The following is a 21,272-nucleotide window of genomic DNA, read 5'->3' as shown; positions in this document are numbered from 1 at the left end:
ACATCACCTCTTGAACCGGTTCGGATCGACCATCGGCACCACATCGGCAAGGTCGCCGGGATCATCGCCGCGCACCAGTGACGCCAGCAGCCGCCCGGCCGCCGGCGCGGTCTGGATGCCGAAGCCGCCCTGGCCGATCATCCAGAAGAAGCCCGGCGCGTCGCGGTCCGGCCCGATCGCGAGCGAGCGGTCCGGCGTGAAGCTGCGCAGGCCGGCCCAGCGATGCTCGATGCGCGTGACGGGGATGTCGAGCGCCTCCTGCATGCGCTCGACCGCGATGGCGATGTCCATCTCGTCGGGCTGCACGTCGTGCGGGTCCATGTCGGTCTCGTCCGCCGGCGAGACCATCAGCTTCCGCCGCGCTTCGGCGCGGACGTACCAGCTGTGGTCGGCGTCGCCGAGCAGCGGCCAGTGCGAGCAGTCGTGCTTCCCGGGATCCACGATCAGCGCCGTGCGCCGCTTCGGCTGCAGTCCGATCTTCGGCAGGCCTGCGATTGCCGCGACCTCGTCGCCCCAGGCGCCGGCGGCGTCCACGATTACCGGCGCGCGAAAGACGGCGCCGGACGAGGTCTCCGCTTCCCATTTGCCACGCGCGAGGCCGATCCGTCCGGCGCGATGGCGCAACGCGATCACGCCGCCCGACTTGCGCAGCGACTGGAGGAACCCCTGGTGCAGCGAGGCCACGTCGATCTCGAAGGCGTCGCGCTCAATGGAGGCGGCGACCGCGTAGCCCGGCCGCAGCGCCGGCACCATCGCCGCGACCTCCGCGACCGCGATCGGCTCGATCCCCGTCCCCTCCGCGATCATCTGAGCGAGATGCTTCGCCTGGCTCGCCGGCGCGAGGTTGATCACCGGCCGCGGCGACAACAACGGCGCGGCGGCGAAGCCGTCCCACGGCGTCTCGAAGAAGGGCCGCGAGGCGAGCGTCAGCCGCCGGGCATCCGGCCCGCCGTAATTGGCGATCCACAGCGCCGCCGAACGTCCGGTGGAGTGGTATCCCGCGCTTTCCTCGGCCTCCAGCAGCGCCACCCGATGCGTGGCGGAAAGATGCGCAGCCGAGGTCGCGCCCGCCATGCCGGCGCCGATGACGATCGCGTCGAAATCCTGGATCTCCATGCCGCGCATCGTCAGGCCCGCAGCAGGGACGGTCAACCGCTCACCACACGAGGTCGCCGCGCAGGAAGGAAGCGGCCTGCTCAGTGGGCGGCCGGTCGAAGAAGGCATCGGCCGGCCCGCGCGCATTCACCATGCCGCGCAGCAACAGCACGACATCCCCCGCCAGCCGCCGCGCCTGGCCGAGGTCGTGCGTCGTCATCACGACCTTTGTGCCGCCCGCGGCGATCGCCGCCACGATCGCTTCCACTTGTCGGGTCGCCGCGGGATCGAGGGCCGCCGTCGGCTCGTCCAGGAACAGCACCTCCGGCCGCATCGCCCAGGCGCGCGCGAGCGCGAGCCGCTGCTGCTCCCCGCCCGAGAGCTTGCGCGCCGGCCGCCCCGCGAGACCCGCCAGGCCGACCCGCGCCAGCGCTTCCTCCGTCGCCCGCTCGGCGTCGGGCAGACCCGCGAGCCGCAGCGGATAGATGCAGTTCGCCAGCACGCTGCGCCGCAACAGCACCGGGCGCTGGAAGACCATGGCCTGGCGGCGCCGCGCCTCCTCCGCCGGCAGGGCCCAGGTCACCGCGCCGCCGGTCGGCGTCAGCAGCCCGTGCAGCAGGCGCAGCAGCACCGACTTGCCCGCGCCGTTGGGGCCGAGGATCAGCGTCGGCGCGCCGGCCTCCAGCACCAGGTCGAGGCCGCGGATGATCGCGACGCCGCCGGCCTCGTAGCGCAGGTCGCGCACCACCAGCGGCAGGGCGGAGGCAACGTCGCGCATCACGCGGCCTGCCTCTCGGCCGCGGCACGCAGTGCCTGCGCCAGCGCGTTAACGGCCAGCACGATCGCCATCAGCACCAGGCCGAGCGCGAGCGCCAGCGGCAGGTCGCCCTTGCTGGTCTCGAGCGCGATGGCGGTGGTCATGACCCGCGTGAAGCCGTCGATGTTGCCGCCGACGATGATGACCGCGCCGACCTCCGCGCTCGCACGCCCGAATCCCGCCAGCAGCACGGTCGAGAGCGCGAGCCGCCCGTCCCAGAGCAGCGTCGGCACGGACCGCAGCGTGCCCGCGCCGAAGCTGCGAAGCTGCTCGGCATATTCCTCCCACAGCGCCTCCAGCACCTGGCGCGACAGCGCGGCCAGGATCGGCGCCACCAGCACGGCCTGCGCGATCACCATCGCTGTCGGGGAGAAGAGCAGCCCGAGCGAGCCCAGCGGCCCGCTGCGCGAGAGGATCAGGTAGATCACCAGCCCCGCGACCACCGGCGGCAGCCCCATCAGCGCGTTCAGCACCACGATCACCGCCCGTCGCCCTGGGAAGCGCGCCACCGCCAGCAGCGCGCCGAGCGGCAGCCCGGCCAGCGCGCCGATCGCCACCGCCGTCACCGAGACCTGCAGCGACAGCAATACGATGCGGGCCAGGGCGGGGTCCGCCCCCGCGATCAGCCCGATCGCCAATCCGAAGGCGCTGGAAAGGTCCGACATCGTCCCGGGGGTCTAACCACCGGCATCTGGCGCCGGCAACGCCCGTCGCCTAGAGGACATGTCGGTTCCTGCCGGATACTGCCGATGATTGCCGGGCCCCAGCCCGAGATCCTGACGCTGCGCGAGGCCGCGGCCCTGCTGCGGCTGTCGGAACGCGCGCTCTACGACCTCGCGCGCGGGCGGCGACTGCCAGCGGCGCAGCTCGGCGGCAAGTGGCTCTTTCCCCGCGCCGCGCTGATGCTCTGGCTGGCCCGCCAGGCCGAGGCGCCGGAAGCCCGCCTGGCCGCGCCGCCGATCCTGGCGGGCAGCCACGATCCGCTGCTGGACTGGGCGCTGCGCCAGTCCGGCTGCGGCCTCGCGGTGCGCACCGGCGGCAGCCTGGAGGGCCTCGCCGCGCTCGCCGACCGCAGTGCCGTCGCGGCCGCGGTGCACATCCCCGATCCCGACGCCGCGGGCTGGAACGAGAGCGCGGTGCGCGCCGAGCTGCCGGGCGAGCCGCTGGCCGGCCTGACCTGGGCCTGGCGCGAGCAGGGGCTGATCCTGCCGCCCGGCAACCCGCGCAGCCTGGCACGCATCGAGGACCTCGCGCGGCCCGGCGTCACCGTCGCGGGGCGGCAGAGCCGGGCGGGCAGCCATCTCCTGCTGATCCACCTGCTGACCGAGGCGGGCCTCAGGCTCGACGCGCTGCGCTTCCTGGCGACGCCCGCCGCCAGCGAGGACGAGGTCGCGGCTGCGGTGGCGGAAGGCCGCGCCGATGCCGGCTTCGGCATCCGGGCGGAGGCGATGATGCGGGGCCTGGTCTTTATCCCGCTGGTCAGGGAGCGCTTCGACCTCGTCGCCCGCCCGCGCGACTGGTTCGCGCCGCCGCTGCAGGCACTGCTCGATTTCGCGCGCGGCGAGGCCTTCCGGCAGCGCGCGGAGCGCCTCGGCGGCTACGACGTCGCGCGCACGGGAAGCGTCGCCTTCGTGATCTAGGGCATCCCCCCGCCCTCGTTCCCGGTCAGCGTCGGATCCGCTTCCTCGGCGAATGGCGCGTCGATGGCGTAGGACCGCGCGCGGCCGATCGGCGGGTCGCGGCGGGCTTCCTTCACGGGGTCGCGCGGGCCGATCGGCGTCTCCGCGCGGCCGCCCTGCGCGACGCGCCGCGCGCTCTCGGCATCCATCCCGCCCGTGCCCGGCATCGCGCCGCCGCCCTGCGTCGCGCCCTCCGACGCCGCGGGGCCCGGCGCCTCGCTTCGCCAGGCCTGCTCATGCTCGTCGAGGTCGATCGCGCCGGCATCGTCCAGCGCGCGGACCGCATCCTCCTCGCGCCCGTCCTCGACCTCGGCGCTCACCACGACGTGCCCGCGCCGCATCGCCTCGCGATGCGCGGCGAGGTCGGCGCGCGGCAGGAACAGCGCATCGAGCAGTCCCGGCAGCCCGGGTTCCCCGCCCGGCGCGTCGTCGGTGGCGGGCGGAACGCCCTGGGCGGGCTCCTCGTGCAGCGCGACGCGCCGCACGAAGGAAAGGCCGCGCAGCGCATCCGATGCGCGCGCGGCCTCCTCACGCGTGTTGAAGGTGCCGGTGACGATGCGGGCCATGGCGGGTCTCCCTGACGGTGAGTGACGGCCACGCGCCGCCAGGGTTCCCGCCGGCCCGCGCCGTCAGGCCGCGCCCTTGCCGCCGCGACGCTTCGGATCGTTGGCGGCGTTCTTGTCCACCTCCACCTCGGTCCGGCGGACCTTGTCGCGCACGGTCTCGGTGCGCTCGGTCGCCTCCTTGTTCACGACGACCTCACCGGTGACGCGGACGTCCTTCTGGACCACGGCTTCCTCGGTGCTCTCCTCGGCCTCGATCACGCGGTCGCGGAAGAGGTCGGCGTCGCTGCCCGTCGCGGCGCGGTCGGCGGGCCGGCGCTCCACCCGGACATGCTCCTCGCGTAGCCGGACCTGCTCCTCCACCGGCGTCTCGACGACATAGGAACGCACGCGCACCTGGCCGGCATGGGTGACGCGCTTGCCGACGCGCAGCTGCTCCTCGGCGATCGGGATCGTCTCCTCGCGCCCGGTCGCGCCGGCAGCCGCCGTTCTGGTCGCGCCCCCGGTCCCACCCGCGGCGGTTCCGTGGCCAGCGCCCGTCGTGCCGGAGGCCGTCGCGCGGCCCCGCGTCGCCTCGTTCTCGGGATGCGCGCCGGAGATGTTGGTGCCGGCGACCTGGTCCACGGCGCGGCTCGCCATGGTGCCGGGCGGGTTGCCCGGCGCGCCGTCCGGCGCGCCCGCGGCGAGGCCGGCGGCGCTGCCGCCCGTCCAGCCCTGGCTCCGCCACTCCGCCTCCCGGGTCTCGATGTCCACCGCGCCCGCCGCCTCCATGGCATTCGCGGCGAGCTCGAATCCGCGCTCCTCGACCTCGGCGACGACCAACGCGCCGCCGCGGCGCAGCCCTTCCTGCCAGGTGGCTCGGTCATCCTCGGGGAGCCAGCCCTGCTCGCCGCTGGCGTGCTGCACGCGGACGCCGGAGGCCTGGACGTTCAGCCCGCGCAGCGCGTCGGCGGCACGGTCGGCTTCGGCGCGGCTGTCGAAAAGCGCAATCAGGGTACGGTTCATTCTGGAATCCTCCGCTGGGCTTGAATCATGTTGCTGGTCGTTGTCGGGCGGCAGGGCGAAACGCTCCACCGCCACCTGCTCCCGCCGGATGCCGACCGGGACCGAAACCGCCTCCTCCTCCTCGCGGAGGTGCAGGCGGAGCTCCTCGGCGAGCACCAGGCGGCGGACGAGGACGAAGCGTTCCTCGAGCACCGGGATGATCACCGTCGCCCCCTCCTGCCGGATGGGCGGCGGGGCCTCCACCTCGCGCCCGACCTGCACGCGCTCGACGTCGACGCGGCGATGACGGAGCACGTCGTCCAGCGCGCGCTGCTCCACCGCCGTCGAGACCGTGACGCGCACGCGCCCGGTGACGCGCCGCCGCCGCCTGACGCGCAGCCTCTCCTCGGCGAGGGGCAGGCGGGCGAGTTCCTCGCCCGCCCCTGGATCGGTCATGGCCGGGCGTCCGATGGTGGCAGGCAGAACGGGCCCGGCGGGTGGCTGTTCCCGCGCCGCGGGCGGAACGGGTCTCCGGCGCTCCGCGAAGCGTCAAGCGCGGCGAGACTTGCGGCGGGCGAGACTCGGTGCCTAATTTCGCTTACTGAAACAGGCACGGCCACCAAGGCCGGCCATGCAGGAGGATTACGGGAGATGGCCAGGGAAGTAAGCCGCCGCGCCGCGTTGCGCGCCGGCGCCGGAGTTCTGGCGGCGGGGACGCTGGGTGCCCCGATGGTCCACGCACAAGGTGCGGCGGGCAATCTTCGGATCGCGTTCTGGGACCACTGGGTTCCCGGCGGCAACGACGCGCTGACCGCGCTGGGCCAGCGCTGGGGCGAGCGGAACCGCGTCAACGTCCAGCTCGACTTCATCAACACCACCGGCAACCAGCTCCAGCTCACCGCGGCGGCGGAAGCGCAGGCGCGCAACGGCCATGACGCGATCTCGCTGACGCCGTGGGATCCCGGTGCCTATGCCGACCAGCTCGAGCCCTGCGACGACGTGATCCAGCGCCTGATCGCGAAGTACGGCCCGATCAATCCGGTGGCCGAGTTCCTGGCCAAGCGCCAGGGCGCCTGGCGCGGCATCCCCGCAACCTCGGGCACGCAGAACAAGCCGGCCTGCATCCGCGCCGACCTGTTCCAGCAGCATGCCGGCATCGATATCAAGGCGATGTGGCCGGCGCGCGCCGAGCGCGGCCCGGGTGCGGACACCTGGAACTGGGAGACTTTCCTGCGCGCGGCCGAGGCCTGCCAGAAGGCGGGCGTGCCGTTCGGGCTTCCCATGGGCCAGTTCACCGACGCCGTGGACTGGGTCGGCGCGCTGTTCAACAGCTACGGCGCCTTCATGACCAATGCCCGCGGCGAGCCGACGGTGCGCGGCAACGACAAGCTTCGCCAGGCCGTGGACTACGCCGTGCGCCTGTCGCGCTTCCTGCCGAACGACGTCTGGGCATGGGACGACGCGTCCAACAACCGCGCGCTGATCTCCGGCCAGTCCGCGCTGATCTTCAACCCGCCGTCGGCCTGGGCGGTCGCCAAGCGCGATTCCCCGCAGGTCGCGTCGAACTGCTGGTACGCGCCGATGCCGGCCGGGCCGGAAGGCCGCTTCAACGCATACCTGCCCTACACGACGGGCATCTGGAGCTTCAGCCGCAACAAGACCGCGGCCAAGGCCTTCCTGGAATTCATCAGCGAGCGCGACAACGTCGAGTCCATCACCAACAAGAGCTCGGGCTACGACATCCCGCCCTTCGACACGATGACCGACTTCAAGATCTGGGAGACCGAGGGCCCGCCCACCGGCTTCGCCTTCAACTACCCCGTGAAGCCGCACCATCAGTCGCGGCAGTCCATCGCCTTCTCGCCGGCGCCTCCGGAACTGGCGCAGCAGATGTACATCCAGGGCGTGAACACGAAGCTGATCGCGCGCATCGCGCAGGGCGGCGAGAGCATGGACGCCGCGCTGGGCTGGGCGGAGCGCGAGATCAACAACATGCGCCGCGGCCTGTAGCGCTGCCCGATGCCCGGGGGCCCGCCCCCGGGCATCCCACGAAGCAAGCAGGGAGTCCGGGATGGCCGACGGCGCAACGCTCGCGGTCCCACGGGTCGAGGCGCCATCCGGCACCTCGTCGCTGAAGCGTTTCGCCCGACGGCGATCCACCATCGCCTTCCTCATGACCCTGCCGCTGATGGCGGTGATGGGCGGGCTGGTCCTCTGGCCGGCGGGCTACGCGATCTGGCTGTCCATGCTGAGCCGCCGGATGACGTCGTTCATCGGGCTCGAGAACTTCGCCATCCTGCTGGAATCCGAGACCTTCCGGCTGGTGATCTTCCAGTCCGTGTTCTTTGCGGTCACCGCGGTGATCGCGAAGGCGCTGATCGGCTTCTGGCTGGCCCACATGCTGCACCACATCCCCGCCAAGGGGCAGCGCAAGTGGCGCGGCATGCTGCTGGTGCCCTGGGTCATCCCGCCGGCGCTGTCCACGCTGGGCTGGTGGTGGATGTTCGAGCCGACCTATTCGTCCGTGAACTGGCTGCTGAACGTGGTCGGCGTGCCCTCGGTCCCCTGGCTCGGCCAGCCCTGGTGGGCGCGCATCTCCATCATCATCGTCAACGTCTGGTACGGCGCGCCCTTCTTCATGATCATGTACCTCGCGGCGCTGAAGTCGGTGCCCGAGGCGCTGTACGAGGCCGCGGCGATCGACGGCGCCACGTCCTGGCAGCGGCTGCGCTACATCACCCTGCCGATGATGCGCAACATCATCTCCATCACCGTGCTGTTCAGCCTGATCGTCACCTTCGCGAACTACGACATCGTGCGGGTGCTGACCAATGGCGGGCCGCGCGACCTCACGCATGTCTTCGCCTCCTACGCCTTCCAGGTCGGCATCCTGGCCGGCAACATCCCGCGCGGCGCGGCGGTCAGCCTCTTCATGTTCCCGATCCTGGCCGTGATCGCCTTCTTCGTTCTGCGCGGCGTCAACCGCCGGAACAGGGAGGAGGCGTAGCATGAGTGCCACCGCCTCGACGAACCGCGGCCTTCCCGGGATCTACCACAAGGCCGGCAGCCTGCGCGCCGAGCGGCGCTGGGCGCTCTGGACGGCCTATGTCTCGCTCGCGATCGCCGCGATCTTCATGCTCGCGCCGCCCTTCTACATGCTGATCACCAGCCTCAAGACGAGCGCCGAGATCGCCGACCTCGGCGCGCGGACGCCGTGGTGGGTGCGCAACCCCACGCTCGAGAACTACTGGGCGCTGCTGAGCAGCGAGATGTTCCGCGGCTTCTTCTGGAACAGCGTGAAGGTCACGCTGGCCGTCGTCGCGGTGACGATGGTGATCTCCGTCTTCGCGGCCTTCGCGCTGGGGCGGATGCGGTTCTGGGGCAGCCAGGTTCTGGCGACCGGCGTGTTCCTCACCTACCTCGTGCCGGACACGCTGCTCTTCATCCCGCTCTTCCAGATCGTCGGCTCGGTCGGGCTGCTGAACAATGCCTGGGGGCTGGTGCTGGTCTATCCCACGCTGACCGTCCCCTTCTGCACCTGGATCATGATCGGCTACTTCGCCTCCATCCCGAAGGAACTCGACGAGGCCGCGCTGATCGACGGCGCGAACTGGATGCAGATGCTGTTCAGGATCTTCATCCCCGTGGCGCTGCCGGGGATCATCGCGGCCACGATCTTCGCCTTCACCGTGTCCTGGGCGGCCTTTGTCTATCCCACCGCCTTCATCTCCTCCCCGGCCGAGATGCCGATGACGATCGGCGTGGTGAGCCAGCTCATCCGCGGCGACACCTTCGCCTGGGGACAGCTGATGGCGGGGGCGCTGCTGGCGGCATTGCCGCCGGTCGTCGTCTATGCCTTCCTGATGGACTATTACATCGCCGGCCTGACTGCCGGCGCGACGAAGGGCTGAGCAGCCGTCCGATTGCCGGAGCGCCACGGGCGTGGAGGCGTGATCGGCCGGTCAAGGAGGAAGAATGGCGCAGGTATCCATCCGCAAGGTCGTCAAGGCCTATGAAGGCGGCGTGCAGGCGGTCAAGGGGATCGACCTCGACATCGCCGACCACGAATTCGTCGTGCTCGTCGGCCCGTCGGGCTGCGGCAAGTCCACGACGCTGCGCATGATCGCGGGGCTCGAGGAGATCACCTCCGGCGAGATCGCGATCGGCGGCACGGTGGTCAACGACATCCCGCCGCGCGACCGCGACATCGCCATGGTGTTCCAGAACTACGCGCTCTATCCCCACATGAGCGTCTACGACAACATGGCCTTCGGCCTGACGCTCAGGAAATTCCCGAAGGAGGAGATCAAGCGGAGGGTCGAGAATGCCGGACGCATCCTCGACATCACGCCGCTGCTGGAACGCAAGCCGAAGGCGCTGTCGGGCGGCCAGCGACAGCGTGTCGCCATGGGCCGCGCCATCGTGCGCGACCCCAAGGTCTTCCTCTTCGACGAGCCGCTGTCGAACCTCGACGCCAAGCTGCGCGTGCAGATGCGAACCGAGATCAAGAAGGTCCACCAGACCGTCAAGACCACCACGGTCTACGTCACCCACGACCAGGTGGAGGCGATGACGCTGGCCGACCGCGTCGTCGTCATGAACCACGGTGTGATCGAGCAGGTCGGGCCCCCGCAGGAGCTCTACCACCACCCGAAGACGCGCTTCGTCGCGGGCTTCATCGGCAGCCCCGCGATGAACTTCATCCCCGCCCGCGTCGAGAACGGCTCGGGCGCGCTGCGGCTTAACCTGCCGAACGGCATCGTGCTTCCCGTGCCGGAGGAGCGCACCGGACGCTACAGCCCCGTCGCGGGCAAGGAAGTGCTGTTCGGCATCCGGCCGGAGCACCTGACCGAGCCGAAGAACCTGGATCGCCAGAACATCTCCGTCTTCGAGCTGACGCCCGAGGTGATCGAGCCCATGGGGATGGAGACGCTGCTGCATCTCTGGCTGCAGGGCCACGAGGTCTGCAGCCGCATCGACCCGACGACGCCGGCCGAGCCGGGGCGCCCCATGCAGGTCGCCGCCGACCTCAACCACATGCACATCATCGATCCCGAGAGCGGGCGGGTCCTGTAGCCGCGTCTCCGCCCGCTTCCCCTTCTTCCCCCTCCCCCGCTCCCCTTCTTCCCCCTCCCCCGCTGTTGCGGGGGAGGGTTGGGGAGGGGGCCAGGTTCGAGACCAACCCCATGGCTCCCCCTTCCGTCCTCGTCGACGCCGCCCGGCTCGGCGCCTACGTCGCCGCCATCTTCCGCGCCGTCGGCTGCGACGAAGCCGAGGCGTCCCGCATCTCCACCCATCTCCTCGGCGCCAACCTCGCCGGCCATGACAGCCACGGCGTCGCGCGCGTGCCGCGCTATGTCGAATGGTGCGAGGCCGGCTATGTCCTGAAGGGGCAGACCGCCGAGGTCGTCACCGATGGCGGCTGCTTCGCGCTGGTGGACGGCAAGTTCGGCTTCGGCCAGACCGTCGCGCCGCAGGCCGTCGAGCTCGGCATCGCACGCGCGAGGCAGCACGGCATTGCCGTGGTGGGCCTGCGCAACGCCGGCCATATCGGCCGCGTCGGCGACTACGCCGAAACCGCGATCCGCGCCAACCTGATCAGCGTCCACTTCGTCAACGTCGCGGGCAGCGTGCTCGTCGCGCCCTTCGGCGCCACCGACCGCCGCTTCTCCACCGCGCCCTTCTCTGTCGGCGTGCCGCTGCCCGGCCGCCCTCTGGTGCTGGACTTCGCGACCTCGCTCGTCGCGGAGGGCAAGGTCCTCGTCGCCTCAAACGGCGGCAAGCCGCTGCCGGCAAATGCGCTGGTCGAGCCCGATGGCCGCCTCTCCGGCGACCCGCACACGCTCTACGGGGAGTACGGCGCGGTCGGCCCGCGCGACGTCACCAAGGGCCAGGGCGCCATCCGCGCCTTCGGCGAGCACAAGGGATCGGGGCTCGCCTTCATGTGCGAGATGCTGGCCGGCGCGCTGACCGGCGGCGGCACGAGCGGGCCCGTCACGGCGCGCACGCGCATCGCCAACGGCATGCTGAGCTTCTACATCTCGCCCAGCCATTTCGGCACCGAGGCCGAGTTCCACGCCACCGGCCGCGCCTATGTGGACTGGGTGCTCTCCGCCAACCCCGTCCCGGGCGAGACGGTCATCGCCCCCGGCGACAAGGAAGCCGCGACGCGCGCGGACCGGCTGGCCAATGGCGTGCCGCTGCAGCCCGACACCTGGGCCGGCATCATCGCGACCGCGCAGCGCCTCGGCGTCGCGCAGCCCGACTGAGCCATGGACCCGCTGACGCGGCTCCTCATCCGGCTGTCGCAGTGGTTCCGCAACCCGCCCTCGCGGAACCACCTGGCGATCCTGGGCGTGGTGCTCGTCGTCGCCGTCGTCCTGGTCACGATCGAGCGCAGCGTCGGCTGGCCGGACTGGGCGCGGACGGACCCCGTGCCGATCCGACATCGTTGACCCCGCGCCGCGCCGGCGCTTCTGTCGCGGCAATGACTGGGGAGGACAGGATGATCACCCGCCGCGCCGCGCTCGGCACCGCGCTCGCGCTTCTCGCGACACCAGCGCTGGCTTTCCCGGACCGCACGATCACGCTGGCCACCGGCTTCGCGCCGGGCGGCTCGACCGACGTGACGGCGCGGCTGCTCGCCGATCGGCTCGGCCCCGCGCTCGGCACCGGCGGGCGCGTCGTCGTGGAGAACCGCCCGGGTGCCGCCGGGATCATCGCCAGCGACTGGCTGCGCCGCCAGCCGCCCGACGGCTACACGCTGATGCTGGTGGAGGCCTCGTCGCACGCGCTGGCGCCGGCCGCCGTGCAGGGCGGCACGCGCTACGACGTCATGGCGGACTTCACGCACATCGCCATCGTCGGCACCGGCCCGATGATCCTGGTGACGCAGCCCGGCTTCCCCGAGCGGTCCGTGCAGGACGTCGTCGCGCGCCTGCGCGCCGCGCCGCCGGACACGCTGCCCTTCGCGTCGTCGGGCGTCGCGTCCATGCCGCATCTCTCGGCCGAGATGCTGGCCAGCGTCATCGGCCAGGGCGGCAAGTTCACCCACGCGCCCTACCGATCGGGCGGGCTGATGGTCGAGTCCATCGCGCGCGGCGAGACGCAATGGGGCGTGGCGGTGCTGGCCTCCGCCGCCGGCCAGGTGCGCGACGGGCGGGTGCGCGGCGTTGCGGTGACGGGGCTCGAGCGCTTTCCCTCCTTCCCCGACATCCCGACGCTGAACGAGGGCGCGCTGCCGGGCTTCGACCTCGAGAACTGGTTCGCCGTGATCGGGCCGCCGGGGATGCCCGCGCCGATCGTCGAGCAGGTCAACCAGGCCGTCCGCACCGCCATCGCGGAATCCGCCCTGCGCGAGCGCCTGCTCGTCGCCGGCGTCGCGCCCTGGACGCGGCCCAACACGCCAGCCGACGCGACCGCCTTCTTCCGCACGGAACTCGCGAAGTTCCGCCAGGTCGTGGACCGCACCGGCGTGAAGCTGGAGCCGTGATGGAAGAAGCCGACATCATCGTCGTCGGCGGCGGCAGCGCGGGCTGCGTGGTCGCCGCGCGCCTGTCGGAGGACGCATCCACCCGCGTCCTGCTGCTCGAGGCCGGCCCGCCCGACTCATCCCCCTGGGTCGGCCTGCCCGCGGGCTACGCCAGGCTCTACGGCAGCGGGATCTACGATCCGAAGTTCATGACCGAGCCCATCCGGTCGCTGAACGGCCGCGCCATGCACTGGCCGCGCGGCCGCGTGCTCGGCGGCTCGGGCAGCGTCAACGGCCTCGTCTTCCTGCGCGGCAGCCCGCACGACTACGACCGCTGGGCGCAGGCCGGCGCGCGCGGCTGGTCGCATGAGGAGGTCGCGCCCTTCTTCCGCCGCATGGAGACCTGGCTCGGCGAACCCTCCGACGCGCGCGGCACGTCGGGCCCGATCAAGGTGATCGAGCCCCGCCGCCTCGCCCCCGCCCCGCAGGCCTTCGTCGACAGCAGCGTCGCCGCGGGCCTGCCGCGCTTCCGCGACGTCAACGACGGCGGCTCGATCGAGGGCGTCGGCCCGGTCCAGCTCAACGTGGATGGCCGCTTCCGCTCCTCCTCCGCGCGCACCTACCTGAAACCCGCGATGTCGCGCGCCAACCTGCAGCTCCGCACCGGCATCCAGGTCCATCGCCTGCTCTTCGACGGCACGCGCTGCATCGGCGTCGCGACGGCGCAGGGCGAGTTCCGCGCGCGCCGCGAAGTCGTCGTGAGCTGCGGCGCGATCGAGACGCCGAAGCTCCTCATGCTCTCCGGCATCGGCGATGGCGAGGCGCTGCGGTCCCTCGGCATCGACGTCGTCGCGCACAACCCCGATGTCGGGCGCAACCTGCAGGACCACCTCATCGCCAAGTTCATCTGGCGCACGAAGCCCTGCGGCACGCTGAACGAGATCCTGCAGTCCCGGGTGAAGCAGGCCGCCATCGGCCTGGACTGGCTGATCCGCAGGCAGGGCCCGCTCGCGATCGGCGCCGGCGAGGCGACGGGCTTCCTGCGCGTCACGCCCGGCGCCGAGGAAGCCGAGGCGCAGCTGCTCTTCGTGAACTTCGCGACCTTCGACTACATGAAGGGCCTGTCGGACTTCCCCGGCGTGATGCTGAACTACGGCGCCTGCCGCCCCGACAGCCGCGGCACGATCACGCTGCGCAGCCCCGATCCCGCGGACAAGCCGGTGATCGAGCCGAACTATCTCGACCACCCGAACGACCTCCGCGTCATGCTCGGCGCCGCCTGGTTCTGCCGGAAGCTCGCGTCGCTGCCGCCCTTCCGCGACCTGGTCGAGGCGGAGCTTCGCCCCGGCCCCGAGGCGCAGGACGACGCCGCGATCGAGGCCAGCATCCGCGCCACCGCCGGCACTGTCTTCCACCCCTGCGGCACGGCGCGCATGGGCTCCGACGACCGCGCCGTGGTGGACCCGACGCTGCGGCTCCGCGGCATCCAGGGCCTGCGGATCGCGGACGCCAGCGTCTTCCCGCTGATCCCCTCGCCCAACATCCAGCCCGCCGCGCTGATGGTCGGCGAGCGCTGCGCCGACTTCATCCGCCGCGCCGCGTGACACGCGAAAGGATGGCCCGATGAGGATGCTCGCCGCGCTTGCCGCGCTGCTGCTGGCGCTGCCCGCCGCTGCGCAGGAATGGCCGTCCCGCCCGATCCGCCTGGTCGTCGGCTTCCCCGCCGGCGGCCCGACCGACATCCCCGCCCGCATCGTGGCGGAGCGCCTGCGCGCGCAGCTGCCGCAGCCCATCGTCGTGGAGAACCGCACCGGCGCCGGCGGCCGCATCGCGCTCGATCACGTGCTGTCTCAGCCGCGCGACGGCCACACGCTGCTGCTCTGCACCTATATCGACGCGCTGAACACGCTGGGCAGCCGGCCCTATCGGCTGGAGGATCTCGCGCCGATCTCGCAGATCACCCGCGCCTACTACGCGATCGCCGTCCCCAACACGCTGCCCGCGCAAGACCTTCGTGACTTCGTCGCGCTGGCGCATTCGCGCCCGGACGGCATCGCCTTCGGCCATGTCGGCGCGGGCTCCATGCCGAACCTCGTCGCGCGCATCTTCGAAGCCAAGGCCGGCATCGCCATGCAGGAGGTGCCCTACCGCGGCACGCCGCCGGTGCTGCAGGACCTCATTGCCGGCCGGCTGCAGTTCTTCGTCGGTCCGCTGGTCAACACCATGCCGATCGCGCAATCCGGCCAGCTCCGCGTCATCGGCATGACGAGCCCGGAGCGGCTTTCCGTCGCGCCCGACATCCCGACCTTGACGGAGCAGGGAATGGACCTCGTCGCCGCGGGCTGGCTCGGCCTCTGCGGCGCGGCCGGCATCCCCGCCCCCGTCGTCGCTCGGCTGAACGCGCTGGTGGTCGAAGCCGTCGCCTCGCCGGACTACCGCAGCGCGGTCGAAGGCACCGGCGCCGGCGCGGTTTCATCGACGCCGGATGGCTTGGCCCGCTTGATGGAGGAGACCGTCGCGCAGTATCGCGACGTCATCCGCACCCACAACATCCCGCTGGATTGACAGATATGCCCCGCACCGCCCTGGTCACCGGCGCCGGCCGCAACATCGGCCGCGCCATCGCACTCGCCTTTGCGCAGGACGGCATGAACGTCGTCGTCAACGGCAGCAGCGACCGCGCCGCGGCGGAGTCCGTCGCCGCCGAATGCCGCGCGCTCGGCGCGCAGGCGCTGGTCGTGATGGGCGACGTCGGCAGCGAAGCCGAGTGCAACCGCATCGCCGCCGCCGCGCTCGCGCAATTCGGCACCGTGGACGTGCTGGTCAACAACGCCGCGCTCCGCCCGCTGAAGCCCTTCCTCGACTCCACCGCCGAGGACTGGCGCCGCGTCATGTCCGTGGACCTCGAGGCCGCGATCTGGCTGTCCAGGGCGCTGATCCCCGGCATGGCCGCGCAGGGCTGGGGCCGGATCGTCAACTTCACCGGCATGAACGCGATTCATGGATACGCGGGGCGTGCGCCGGTCTCCGTCGCCAAGCACGGCCTCTGGGGCCTGACCAAGGCGCTGGCCAAGGAATTCGCGAAGCAGGGCATCACGGTCAACGCGATCTCGCCCGGCCCCATTGCCGCCGACGACGACCAGCCCGGCAAGGAGACGCACCGGCACAGCTACCTCGCCAAGGTCCCGATGGGCCGCATGGGCACGTCGGCCGAGATCGCGGCGGTGGTGCGGATGCTGGTCAGCGACGGCGGGGCGTATCTGACGGGCCAGATGCTCGGCGTGAACGGCGGCGCGGAGACGTGACGCCGGCCTGCGGCGAGCGATCCCGGCCGATGCGCTGCGCGATGGTGAGATGAACCGACGCGCGGATATGCCCGCGCGGATATGAACCTGCTTCCCAATCCGGCGTTGTTCCGACCTGCCGGCGCAATGGCGCGCCGCAATGCAGGAGACCACGCGTGGACAAGGACCGCCTGAAGGGCATCGGCAACCAGATCAAGGGCACTGCCAAGGAGATCGCCGGCGAGGTGACCGGCGATGCGAAACTCGAAGCCGAGGGGCGCGCTGACAAGGCCAAGGGCAAGGTGCAGAACGCCGTCGGCGGCGCCAAGGACGCCGTGCGTGACGCGGTGGACGGCAAGGACCGTATCTAGTCGCTCGTCTCCCGGCCCAGCGCGTCCGCGCCGGGCGGAACCGACTTTCTGGCCGGCAGGCCACCATCACACGGAGAGCCAGATGATATCGAAGATCGCCGCTGCGGCGCTCGTCGCCGCCACCATCGTCGCACAGCCTGTCCTCGCTCAGGGCACCGGCACGACCGGCAGCACCACCACCATCATCGTCCCGAACCCGACTCCCGGCGGGGTCACCCCCGGCTCGGGCCCGATCAGCGGGACCGGTTCGACCGATTCGCTCGGCGGCTCGGCGAACTCAGGCGCCCCGCTGAACGCCCAGGGCGTTCCCCGCGTCGCCACGCCCGCGAGCCCTGGTGTCGGTGCGCCGGCCCCGAGCGTTTCGCCGAGCACGACGATCACCGGCGATACCAACAGCGGCGGCAAGTAAGACCTGCATGACCGGCGCGCGGCGGCCGCGATCGCTGCCGCTGCCTTCGGGCCGTCGCCAAAGCTCGGCGACGGCCCGCCCGGTTACGCGATGGCCCGGCCGGCGAGACCGCTAGGGGCAGGTTCGACCCAGAGCTCCTGTCGCGCGGGTCGTCGGCGTTCCGAGACCTTCGCAGCGGCGTCCGCTCAATCCTCCGGCCGGAACCCCGAGGCCTGCACGATCGGCGCCCAATACGCCTGCTCCGCGCGGATACGCTGCGCGAAGGCGTCCGGCGCCATGACCAGCGCGGGGTAGTCCAGCCGCGCCAGCCCCGCGCGGAATTCCGCCGTCGGCACGCTGGCCGCCGTCGCGGCATGCAGCGCGGTGAGAACGGGCGCCGGCGCACGGCCCGGCAGCAGCAGGCCGATCCATTCCTCCGCCGTCAGGCTGGGCTGTCCCTGCTCGGCGAAGGTCGGCACGTCGGGCAGGTTCGCCGCGCGCAGGCCAGACGAGATCGCCAGCACCCGGATCCGCCCGGTCCGGTGCAGCTCCGCCACCGCGCCGAGCGTCACCATCGCGCAGGGCAGGTTGCCGCCGACCAGGTCCTGCACCGCGGGCGCCGAGCCGCGATAGGGCACATGCGTCATCGCCACGCCCGTCGTCAGGCCGAACTGCACCGCGAGGAAATGCGGCATCGACCCCGCTGCCGGGTTGCCGCAGGCGAGCCCGCCCTGTGCCTTCCCCCAGGCCACCAGCCCCGCGACGTCGCGTGCGGGATGCACCGCGCCGACCGCCAGCACGAAGGGATAGGTGCAGAGCGGCGTGACCGGCGTCAGGTCCACCAGCGGGTCGTAGCGCAGCGCGCGGCCATAGACCGCGGGATAGACGGTCGCGAGCGAGGCCGGCCCGACCACCATTGTCGTGCCGTCCGGCGGCGCCGCGGCGGTCGCCTCCATGGAAAGCCGCCCGCCGGCGCCGGTGCGGTTCTCCACGATCGCCTGCGGCGCATGGCCCTGGGCGTGCAGTCCCTCCGCCAGCAGGCGCGCGACGACGTCGGAGGGGCCGCCCGGCGCGAAGCCCACCAGGATGCGCACGGGCCGCGCGAGCTGGGCGCGGGCGAGCGCGGGCAGGGCGGCGGCCAGCGCGCCGAGCGCGGCGCGGCGGGCGAGGCGTGTCATGGCGCGTTCCTCCTCGGCCGCCGGGGCGGGCCTTGCGGGATGGTGATGGATCGGCCGCTCGCGGGGAAGGCGTGTTCGCTGGCCGCTTCCGGCGGAAGCGGGCAGGCTCGCGCGGCCTGCCCGCGTCAGGCCGTTCGTCCGGGGAGGAGAGAGCATGCAGGCGCATTGGCAGGCGCTCACGGTCCTGACGGTGGCCCGCACCAGCCTGGGGTTCCAGTTCCAGTCGGTCGCCTCCGTGTCGCCCGACCTCGTCGCGCAGCTCGGCCTCGACTACGCCGACCTCGGGACGCTGATCGGGCTCTATTTCGTGCCGGGGATGGCGCTGGCCCTGCCGGGTGCCGCGCTGGGCCGCCGCTTCGGTGACAAGCGCGTCGTCGGCTTCGGCCTGGTGCTGATGGTCGCCGGCGGTCTCCTGACGGCATGGGCGTCGGATTACGCCGCGCTGGCGGCGGGGCGCCTGGTGTCGGGATTCGGTGCCGTGCTGCTGAACGTCCTCATGTCGAAGATGGTGACGGACTGGTTCGCCGGCCGGCGGGAGATCGTGCTGGCCATGGCGGTGTTCGTGAACTCCTTCCCGATCGGCGTCGGGCTCGCCACCCTGCTGCTGGGCCCGCTGGCCGGCCTCGCGGGCTGGAGCGCCGCTCTCGCGGCGACGGCCGCGCTGGCGCTCGGCGCGCTGCTCCTGGTGGGCCTTGCCTATGCGAAGCACCCGAATGACGGCAGCCGTGCGTCGGCCGCGGCGACGATCGCGCCGCGGGAGGTCGTGCTGGTCTGCCTGGCGGGCGCGATCTGGGGGATCTTCAACGGCTCCTTCAGCGTGATGTTCGGCTTCGCGCCGACCTTCCTGGCGGGCGAGGGGCTCTCCGTGACGGCCGTGGGCCTCCTTATCGGCATCGCTACCTGGCTGGCTGCGGGATCGGTGCAGGTGGGCGGCATCCTGGCGCAGCGTTGGAACAGGCCGGCGATGCTGATGGCCATCGGCGCGCTGGGCTGGGCCGCCTGCCTCGTGGCGCTGGCGCTGGGCGCCGGGATGTCTGGCGCAGCGCTGATCGAGGCGGGGCTGCTGATGGGCCTGCCGGTCGGCGTCATCATGTCGCTGCCTTCCCAGGCGCTGCGGCCGGAGAGCCGGGCCCTCGGCCTCGGGCTTTTCTACACCTGGCTCTATGTCGGGCATGCGCTGATGCCGCCCGCGGCGGGCTGGCTGCAGGACGCCACGGGCAGCCCGTCCGCGCCGCTGCTCTTCACGGCGCTGCTGGTGGCGGCGATGCTGCCGGCCTACGGGCTGTTCCAGGCCATCAGCGGCGCGGCGCCGGGCGCCGGCCGGCGATAGGATCTCGCGACCAGAATTGGCTGGACCTTGGTGTCGTGAGGGAACATAATAAGAACGAACGGCCTGGCTGCGGCCAGCGCAGCGCTCTTTGAGCCTGTCCATCCGTCTGCAGGCGCCTGTCCGGTCGGTTGGCCTGACCGCGCGCTCAGGGAATGTTGCGCGGCCGGCCCGGGGACGGGCTTTTGTCCGAAGGCCGCCGCCCCAAGCGCCTAAAGGCTAAAATCCCAAAACCTTAAAGTCGTAAAATTCCGGTCGGCTCAGACCGGGCCGGCGACGAACTCGCCGGCGCGCATCAGCGGCTCCACCGCCCCCGACTTGGTCACGCCGTCGACCTCCACGCTGCCCGACCCGATCATCCAGTCGATGTGGATCAGCGACGCATTGGCGCCGCGCTTCGCAAGCTCGTCCATCGGCACCCCCGCGCTGTCGCGCAGGCAGGTCGTGTAGGCCTGGCCGAGGGCGATGTGGCTCGCCGCGTTCTCGTCGAAGAGCGTGTTGCTGAACAGCAGCCCGCTCTTGGAAATGGGCGAGGAATGCGGCACCAGCGCGACCTCGCCGAGCCGCGCCGCGCCTTCGTCGGTGCCGAGCACCTTGGTCAGGACCTCGGCGCCCTTGGACGCATTCGCCTCGACGATGCGGCCCTCTTCGAAGCGCACCGCGATGTCCTCGATCAGCGTGCCCTGGTAGGAGAGCGGCTTGGTCGAACGCACGACGCCTTCCACGCGCAGCGCATGTGGCGTGGTGAAGACTTCCTCGGTCGGGATGTTGGGGTTGCAGACGATGCCGTTCTTCGCGGCCTCGGCGCCACCGCACCAGAGATGGCCGTCGGCGAGCCCGACGCGCAGGTCCGTGCCTGGGCCGCGGAAGTGCAGCTCGCGAAAATCCTTGCCGTTCAGGAAGTCGCAGCGCGCATGCAGCGTCGCGTTGTGCCGCGCCCATTCCGCCACGGGATCCGCCGCGTCCACGCGGCAGGCCGCGAAGATCGCGTCCCACAGCCGGTCGACGGCCTGGCAGTCCGGCAGGTTCGGAAACACCTGCCGCGCCCAGCCCGGCGTCGCGCAGGGCACCAGGTTCCAGTTGATGGCGAAGCCCGTGATGAGCTCGAGCGCGGGGCGATAGGCGATGCTGCGCGCCTTGTTGGCGCGCGCGACCTTCGCCGGATCCTCCTTCGACAGCAGCGTGGGATCGTCGCCGACGACGGCGAGCCGCGCGGCGCCGCCCTTGAAGGCTTCGGCCATCGCGCTGAACAGCCAGCCCGGCGCGACGTCGAAGGCCTCGTCGGGGTGGGCGTGGCGGTAGCGCGCCAGCGCGACCTGGTCGTCGGAGATGAGCGGCGTGACCAGCGTGGCGCCGGCCCTATAGGCGTGCTCCACGATGCGGCGCACGAGCGGCATGGCCTCGATCGGCGCGGTCAACACGATCTCCTGCCCCGGACGGAGTCCGAGGCCGACCTTCACCGCGAGCATGGCGAGCCTGTCGAGCCGCGCCTCCAACGAGGTGCCGGCCATCATGTCATCGGGCATCTGTCTGCCTTTCAGCTCTGTGTCGTGGTCGGCGCCGGCCCGCGCACCAGGCGGCGGATCGCGGCGAGCAGCTCGGGCCGGTCCCAGTCGGCCTCGCCTTCCAGCCGCGCGACCTCCTGGCCCGTGCGGTCGAGGATGATGGTGGTGGGCAGCCCCCGCACCCCGAAGGCCCGCCCGGCCGCGCCGCGGGGGTCGAGCCAGATCGCGAGGTTCTTGACGCCCGTCCGCTGGTAGAAGGGCTCGACCTGCGCCTTGCCGCCGCGATCGGAGGACAGCGCGAGGATCTCGATGCCCTCGCGCGCCAGCGCGGCGTGCGCCCGGTCGAGCGCGGGCATCTCGGCCACGCAGGGCGGGCACCAGGTCGCCCAGAAATTCACGACCAGGCCGCGGCCGCGGAAGGCGTCGAAGCGGGTTTCCCGGCCCTCGGCGTCGAGGAAGACCAGGTTCTCGGGGATCGGCTTGCCCGCCGGCGTCTCGCGCAGCCGCGACAGGCCGCCATCCGCTCCGGCCGCCAACGCTTGACGCGCCGCGATGCCGGTGGCCAGTGACGCGCCGAGCGTGAGCAGGCCTCTGCGCCGCATCAACCGAG

General features: G+C 71.8%; 22 protein-coding genes. 14 read left to right on the top strand and 8 right to left on the bottom strand.

Features of this window, described 5'->3' with window-relative positions:
- Positions 1 to 3 precede the first annotated feature (3 nt).
- From ACLF3M_RS10665 to ACLF3M_RS10655, 3 genes are read right to left on the bottom strand one after another with little or no spacing between them, the layout of a single operon-like run.
- A complete protein-coding gene (locus ACLF3M_RS10665) occupies positions 4 to 1,152 on the bottom strand; it encodes an NAD(P)/FAD-dependent oxidoreductase (protein WP_430656900.1) in 1,149 nt (382 codons plus the stop codon).
- Between the two features lie 4 nt (positions 1,153 to 1,156).
- Positions 1,157 to 1,873, bottom strand: a complete 717-nt coding sequence (locus tag ACLF3M_RS10660) for an ATP-binding cassette domain-containing protein (RefSeq protein WP_430656899.1) — start codon at positions 1,871 to 1,873, stop codon at positions 1,157 to 1,159.
- Positions 1,873 to 2,577 carry an ABC transporter permease gene (locus ACLF3M_RS10655; RefSeq protein WP_430656898.1) on the bottom strand — a complete coding sequence of 235 codons (705 nt, stop codon included), beginning with the start codon at positions 2,575 to 2,577 and terminating at the stop codon, positions 1,873 to 1,875. Before ACLF3M_RS10655 ends, ACLF3M_RS10660 begins: the two co-directional genes overlap by 1 nt.
- Positions 2,578 to 2,661: 84 nt before the next feature.
- Between ACLF3M_RS10655 and ACLF3M_RS10650 the strand changes: the two genes are divergently transcribed.
- Complete coding sequence (locus ACLF3M_RS10650; protein WP_430656897.1) at positions 2,662 to 3,552, top strand: substrate-binding domain-containing protein; 891 nt, start codon at positions 2,662 to 2,664, stop codon at positions 3,550 to 3,552.
- Here ACLF3M_RS10650 and ACLF3M_RS10645 read toward each other — a convergent pair.
- Positions 3,549 to 4,157, bottom strand: coding sequence for a hypothetical protein (locus ACLF3M_RS10645; protein ID WP_430656896.1), 609 nt, complete (start codon positions 4,155 to 4,157; stop codon positions 3,549 to 3,551). The two genes, ACLF3M_RS10650 and ACLF3M_RS10645, sit on opposite strands and share 4 nt — an antisense overlap.
- Positions 4,158 to 4,220: 63 nt before the next feature.
- Positions 4,221 to 5,594, bottom strand: a complete 1,374-nt coding sequence (locus tag ACLF3M_RS10640) for a DUF2382 domain-containing protein (protein ID WP_430656895.1) — start codon at positions 5,592 to 5,594, stop codon at positions 4,221 to 4,223.
- Between the two features lie 195 nt (positions 5,595 to 5,789).
- Between ACLF3M_RS10640 and ACLF3M_RS10635 the strand changes: the two genes are divergently transcribed.
- The 12 genes from ACLF3M_RS10635 to ACLF3M_RS10580 all read left to right on the top strand — a co-directional run bounded on the left by ACLF3M_RS10635 (position 5,790) and on the right by ACLF3M_RS10580 (position 16,673).
- Positions 5,790 to 7,148 carry an ABC transporter substrate-binding protein gene (locus ACLF3M_RS10635; RefSeq protein WP_430656894.1) on the top strand — a complete coding sequence of 453 codons (1,359 nt, stop codon included), beginning with the start codon at positions 5,790 to 5,792 and terminating at the stop codon, positions 7,146 to 7,148.
- 61 nt (positions 7,149 to 7,209) lie between these two features.
- The gene (locus ACLF3M_RS10630; RefSeq protein WP_430656893.1) at positions 7,210 to 8,145 is read left to right on the top strand and encodes a carbohydrate ABC transporter permease; all 936 of its coding nucleotides are present in this window, start codon (positions 7,210 to 7,212) and stop codon (positions 8,143 to 8,145) included.
- A 1-nt stretch (position 8,146) separates the two neighbouring features.
- Positions 8,147 to 9,049 (top strand): carbohydrate ABC transporter permease, encoded by a 903-nt coding sequence (locus ACLF3M_RS10625; protein ID WP_430656892.1) that lies wholly within the window; start codon positions 8,147 to 8,149, stop codon positions 9,047 to 9,049.
- A 64-nt stretch (positions 9,050 to 9,113) separates the two neighbouring features.
- Positions 9,114 to 10,214 carry an ABC transporter ATP-binding protein gene (locus ACLF3M_RS10620; protein ID WP_430656891.1) on the top strand — a complete coding sequence of 367 codons (1,101 nt, stop codon included), beginning with the start codon at positions 9,114 to 9,116 and terminating at the stop codon, positions 10,212 to 10,214.
- 110 nt (positions 10,215 to 10,324) lie between these two features.
- Positions 10,325 to 11,407, top strand: a complete 1,083-nt coding sequence (locus ACLF3M_RS10615; protein WP_430656890.1) for a malate/lactate/ureidoglycolate dehydrogenase — start codon at positions 10,325 to 10,327, stop codon at positions 11,405 to 11,407.
- Between the two features lie 3 nt (positions 11,408 to 11,410).
- A complete protein-coding gene (locus ACLF3M_RS10610; RefSeq protein ID WP_430656889.1) occupies positions 11,411 to 11,593 on the top strand; it encodes a hypothetical protein in 183 nt (60 codons plus the stop codon).
- Between the two features lie 50 nt (positions 11,594 to 11,643).
- A complete protein-coding gene (locus ACLF3M_RS10605; RefSeq protein ID WP_430656888.1) occupies positions 11,644 to 12,630 on the top strand; it encodes a Bug family tripartite tricarboxylate transporter substrate binding protein in 987 nt (328 codons plus the stop codon).
- Positions 12,630 to 14,213, top strand: a complete 1,584-nt coding sequence (locus tag ACLF3M_RS10600) for a GMC family oxidoreductase (RefSeq protein ID WP_430656887.1) — start codon at positions 12,630 to 12,632, stop codon at positions 14,211 to 14,213. The genes ACLF3M_RS10605 and ACLF3M_RS10600 overlap by 1 nt, the downstream gene beginning before the upstream one ends.
- Before the next feature lie 19 nt (positions 14,214 to 14,232).
- Positions 14,233 to 15,174 (top strand): Bug family tripartite tricarboxylate transporter substrate binding protein, encoded by a 942-nt coding sequence (locus ACLF3M_RS10595; RefSeq protein ID WP_430656886.1) that lies wholly within the window; start codon positions 14,233 to 14,235, stop codon positions 15,172 to 15,174.
- Between the two features lie 5 nt (positions 15,175 to 15,179).
- Complete coding sequence (locus ACLF3M_RS10590) at positions 15,180 to 15,914, top strand: SDR family NAD(P)-dependent oxidoreductase (RefSeq protein WP_430656885.1); 735 nt, start codon at positions 15,180 to 15,182, stop codon at positions 15,912 to 15,914.
- A gap of 155 nt (positions 15,915 to 16,069) precedes the next feature.
- Positions 16,070 to 16,264 carry a CsbD family protein gene (locus ACLF3M_RS10585; RefSeq protein WP_430656884.1) on the top strand — a complete coding sequence of 65 codons (195 nt, stop codon included), beginning with the start codon at positions 16,070 to 16,072 and terminating at the stop codon, positions 16,262 to 16,264.
- 82 nt (positions 16,265 to 16,346) lie between these two features.
- Entirely contained in the window at positions 16,347 to 16,673 is a 327-nt protein-coding gene (locus tag ACLF3M_RS10580; RefSeq protein ID WP_430656883.1) for a hypothetical protein, read from the top strand.
- Between the two features lie 185 nt (positions 16,674 to 16,858).
- Here ACLF3M_RS10580 and ACLF3M_RS10575 read toward each other — a convergent pair whose 3' ends face one another.
- Positions 16,859 to 17,830, bottom strand: coding sequence for a tripartite tricarboxylate transporter substrate-binding protein (locus tag ACLF3M_RS10575; protein ID WP_430656882.1), 972 nt, complete (start codon positions 17,828 to 17,830; stop codon positions 16,859 to 16,861).
- A 154-nt stretch (positions 17,831 to 17,984) separates the two neighbouring features.
- Between ACLF3M_RS10575 and ACLF3M_RS10570 the strand changes: the two genes are divergently transcribed.
- Positions 17,985 to 19,160 (top strand): CynX/NimT family MFS transporter, encoded by a 1,176-nt coding sequence (locus ACLF3M_RS10570; RefSeq protein ID WP_430656881.1) that lies wholly within the window; start codon positions 17,985 to 17,987, stop codon positions 19,158 to 19,160.
- A gap of 257 nt (positions 19,161 to 19,417) precedes the next feature.
- Here ACLF3M_RS10570 and ACLF3M_RS10565 read toward each other — a convergent pair whose 3' ends face one another.
- Together ACLF3M_RS10565 and ACLF3M_RS10560 are read right to left on the bottom strand one after the other, a co-directional pair.
- On the bottom strand, positions 19,418 to 20,683 hold the full coding sequence (locus tag ACLF3M_RS10565) for an aminopeptidase (RefSeq protein ID WP_430656880.1): 1,266 nt from the start codon (positions 20,681 to 20,683) through the stop codon (positions 19,418 to 19,420).
- Positions 20,684 to 20,694: 11 nt separating this feature from the next.
- The gene (locus ACLF3M_RS10560; protein ID WP_430656879.1) at positions 20,695 to 21,264 is read right to left on the bottom strand and encodes a TlpA family protein disulfide reductase; all 570 of its coding nucleotides are present in this window, start codon (positions 21,262 to 21,264) and stop codon (positions 20,695 to 20,697) included.
- Between the last annotated feature and the right edge of the window lie 8 nt (positions 21,265 to 21,272).

Origin of the sequence: Falsiroseomonas sp. HW251, assembly GCF_050563545.1 — a bacterium.
GTDB lineage: Bacteria > Pseudomonadota > Alphaproteobacteria > Acetobacterales > Acetobacteraceae > Falsiroseomonas.
The sequence above is the reverse complement of the archived record's forward strand: the minus strand, read 5'-3'. Positions and strand labels throughout refer to the sequence as shown.

Bases quoted from the DNA above. Each gene is read 5' to 3' on its own strand.
- ACLF3M_RS10660 (WP_430656899.1), bottom strand. From the start codon at position 1,873: ATGCGCGACGTTGCCTCCGCCCTGCCGCTGGTGGTGCGCGACCTGCGC.
- ACLF3M_RS10655 (WP_430656898.1), bottom strand. From the start codon at position 2,577: ATGTCGGACCTTTCCAGCGCCTTCGGATTGGCGATCGGGCTGATCGCG.
- ACLF3M_RS10650 (WP_430656897.1), top strand. From the start codon at position 2,662: ATGATTGCCGGGCCCCAGCCCGAGATCCTGACGCTGCGCGAGGCCGCG.
- ACLF3M_RS10645 (WP_430656896.1), bottom strand. From the start codon at position 4,157: ATGGCCCGCATCGTCACCGGCACCTTCAACACGCGTGAGGAGGCCGCG.
- ACLF3M_RS10640 (WP_430656895.1), bottom strand. From the start codon at position 5,594: ATGACCGATCCAGGGGCGGGCGAGGAACTCGCCCGCCTGCCCCTCGCC.
- ACLF3M_RS10635 (WP_430656894.1), top strand. From the start codon at position 5,790: ATGGCCAGGGAAGTAAGCCGCCGCGCCGCGTTGCGCGCCGGCGCCGGA.
- ACLF3M_RS10630 (WP_430656893.1), top strand. From the start codon at position 7,210: ATGGCCGACGGCGCAACGCTCGCGGTCCCACGGGTCGAGGCGCCATCC.
- ACLF3M_RS10625 (WP_430656892.1), top strand. From the start codon at position 8,147: ATGAGTGCCACCGCCTCGACGAACCGCGGCCTTCCCGGGATCTACCAC.
- ACLF3M_RS10620 (WP_430656891.1), top strand. From the start codon at position 9,114: ATGGCGCAGGTATCCATCCGCAAGGTCGTCAAGGCCTATGAAGGCGGC.
- ACLF3M_RS10615 (WP_430656890.1), top strand. From the start codon at position 10,325: ATGGCTCCCCCTTCCGTCCTCGTCGACGCCGCCCGGCTCGGCGCCTAC.
- ACLF3M_RS10610 (WP_430656889.1), top strand. From the start codon at position 11,411: ATGGACCCGCTGACGCGGCTCCTCATCCGGCTGTCGCAGTGGTTCCGC.
- ACLF3M_RS10605 (WP_430656888.1), top strand. From the start codon at position 11,644: ATGATCACCCGCCGCGCCGCGCTCGGCACCGCGCTCGCGCTTCTCGCG.
- ACLF3M_RS10600 (WP_430656887.1), top strand. From the start codon at position 12,630: ATGGAAGAAGCCGACATCATCGTCGTCGGCGGCGGCAGCGCGGGCTGC.
- ACLF3M_RS10595 (WP_430656886.1), top strand. From the start codon at position 14,233: ATGAGGATGCTCGCCGCGCTTGCCGCGCTGCTGCTGGCGCTGCCCGCC.
- ACLF3M_RS10590 (WP_430656885.1), top strand. From the start codon at position 15,180: ATGCCCCGCACCGCCCTGGTCACCGGCGCCGGCCGCAACATCGGCCGC.
- ACLF3M_RS10580 (WP_430656883.1), top strand. From the start codon at position 16,347: ATGATATCGAAGATCGCCGCTGCGGCGCTCGTCGCCGCCACCATCGTC.
- ACLF3M_RS10575 (WP_430656882.1), bottom strand. From the start codon at position 17,830: ATGACACGCCTCGCCCGCCGCGCCGCGCTCGGCGCGCTGGCCGCCGCC.
- ACLF3M_RS10570 (WP_430656881.1), top strand. From the start codon at position 17,985: ATGCAGGCGCATTGGCAGGCGCTCACGGTCCTGACGGTGGCCCGCACC.
- ACLF3M_RS10565 (WP_430656880.1), bottom strand. From the start codon at position 20,683: ATGCCCGATGACATGATGGCCGGCACCTCGTTGGAGGCGCGGCTCGAC.
- ACLF3M_RS10560 (WP_430656879.1), bottom strand. From the start codon at position 21,264: ATGCGGCGCAGAGGCCTGCTCACGCTCGGCGCGTCACTGGCCACCGGC.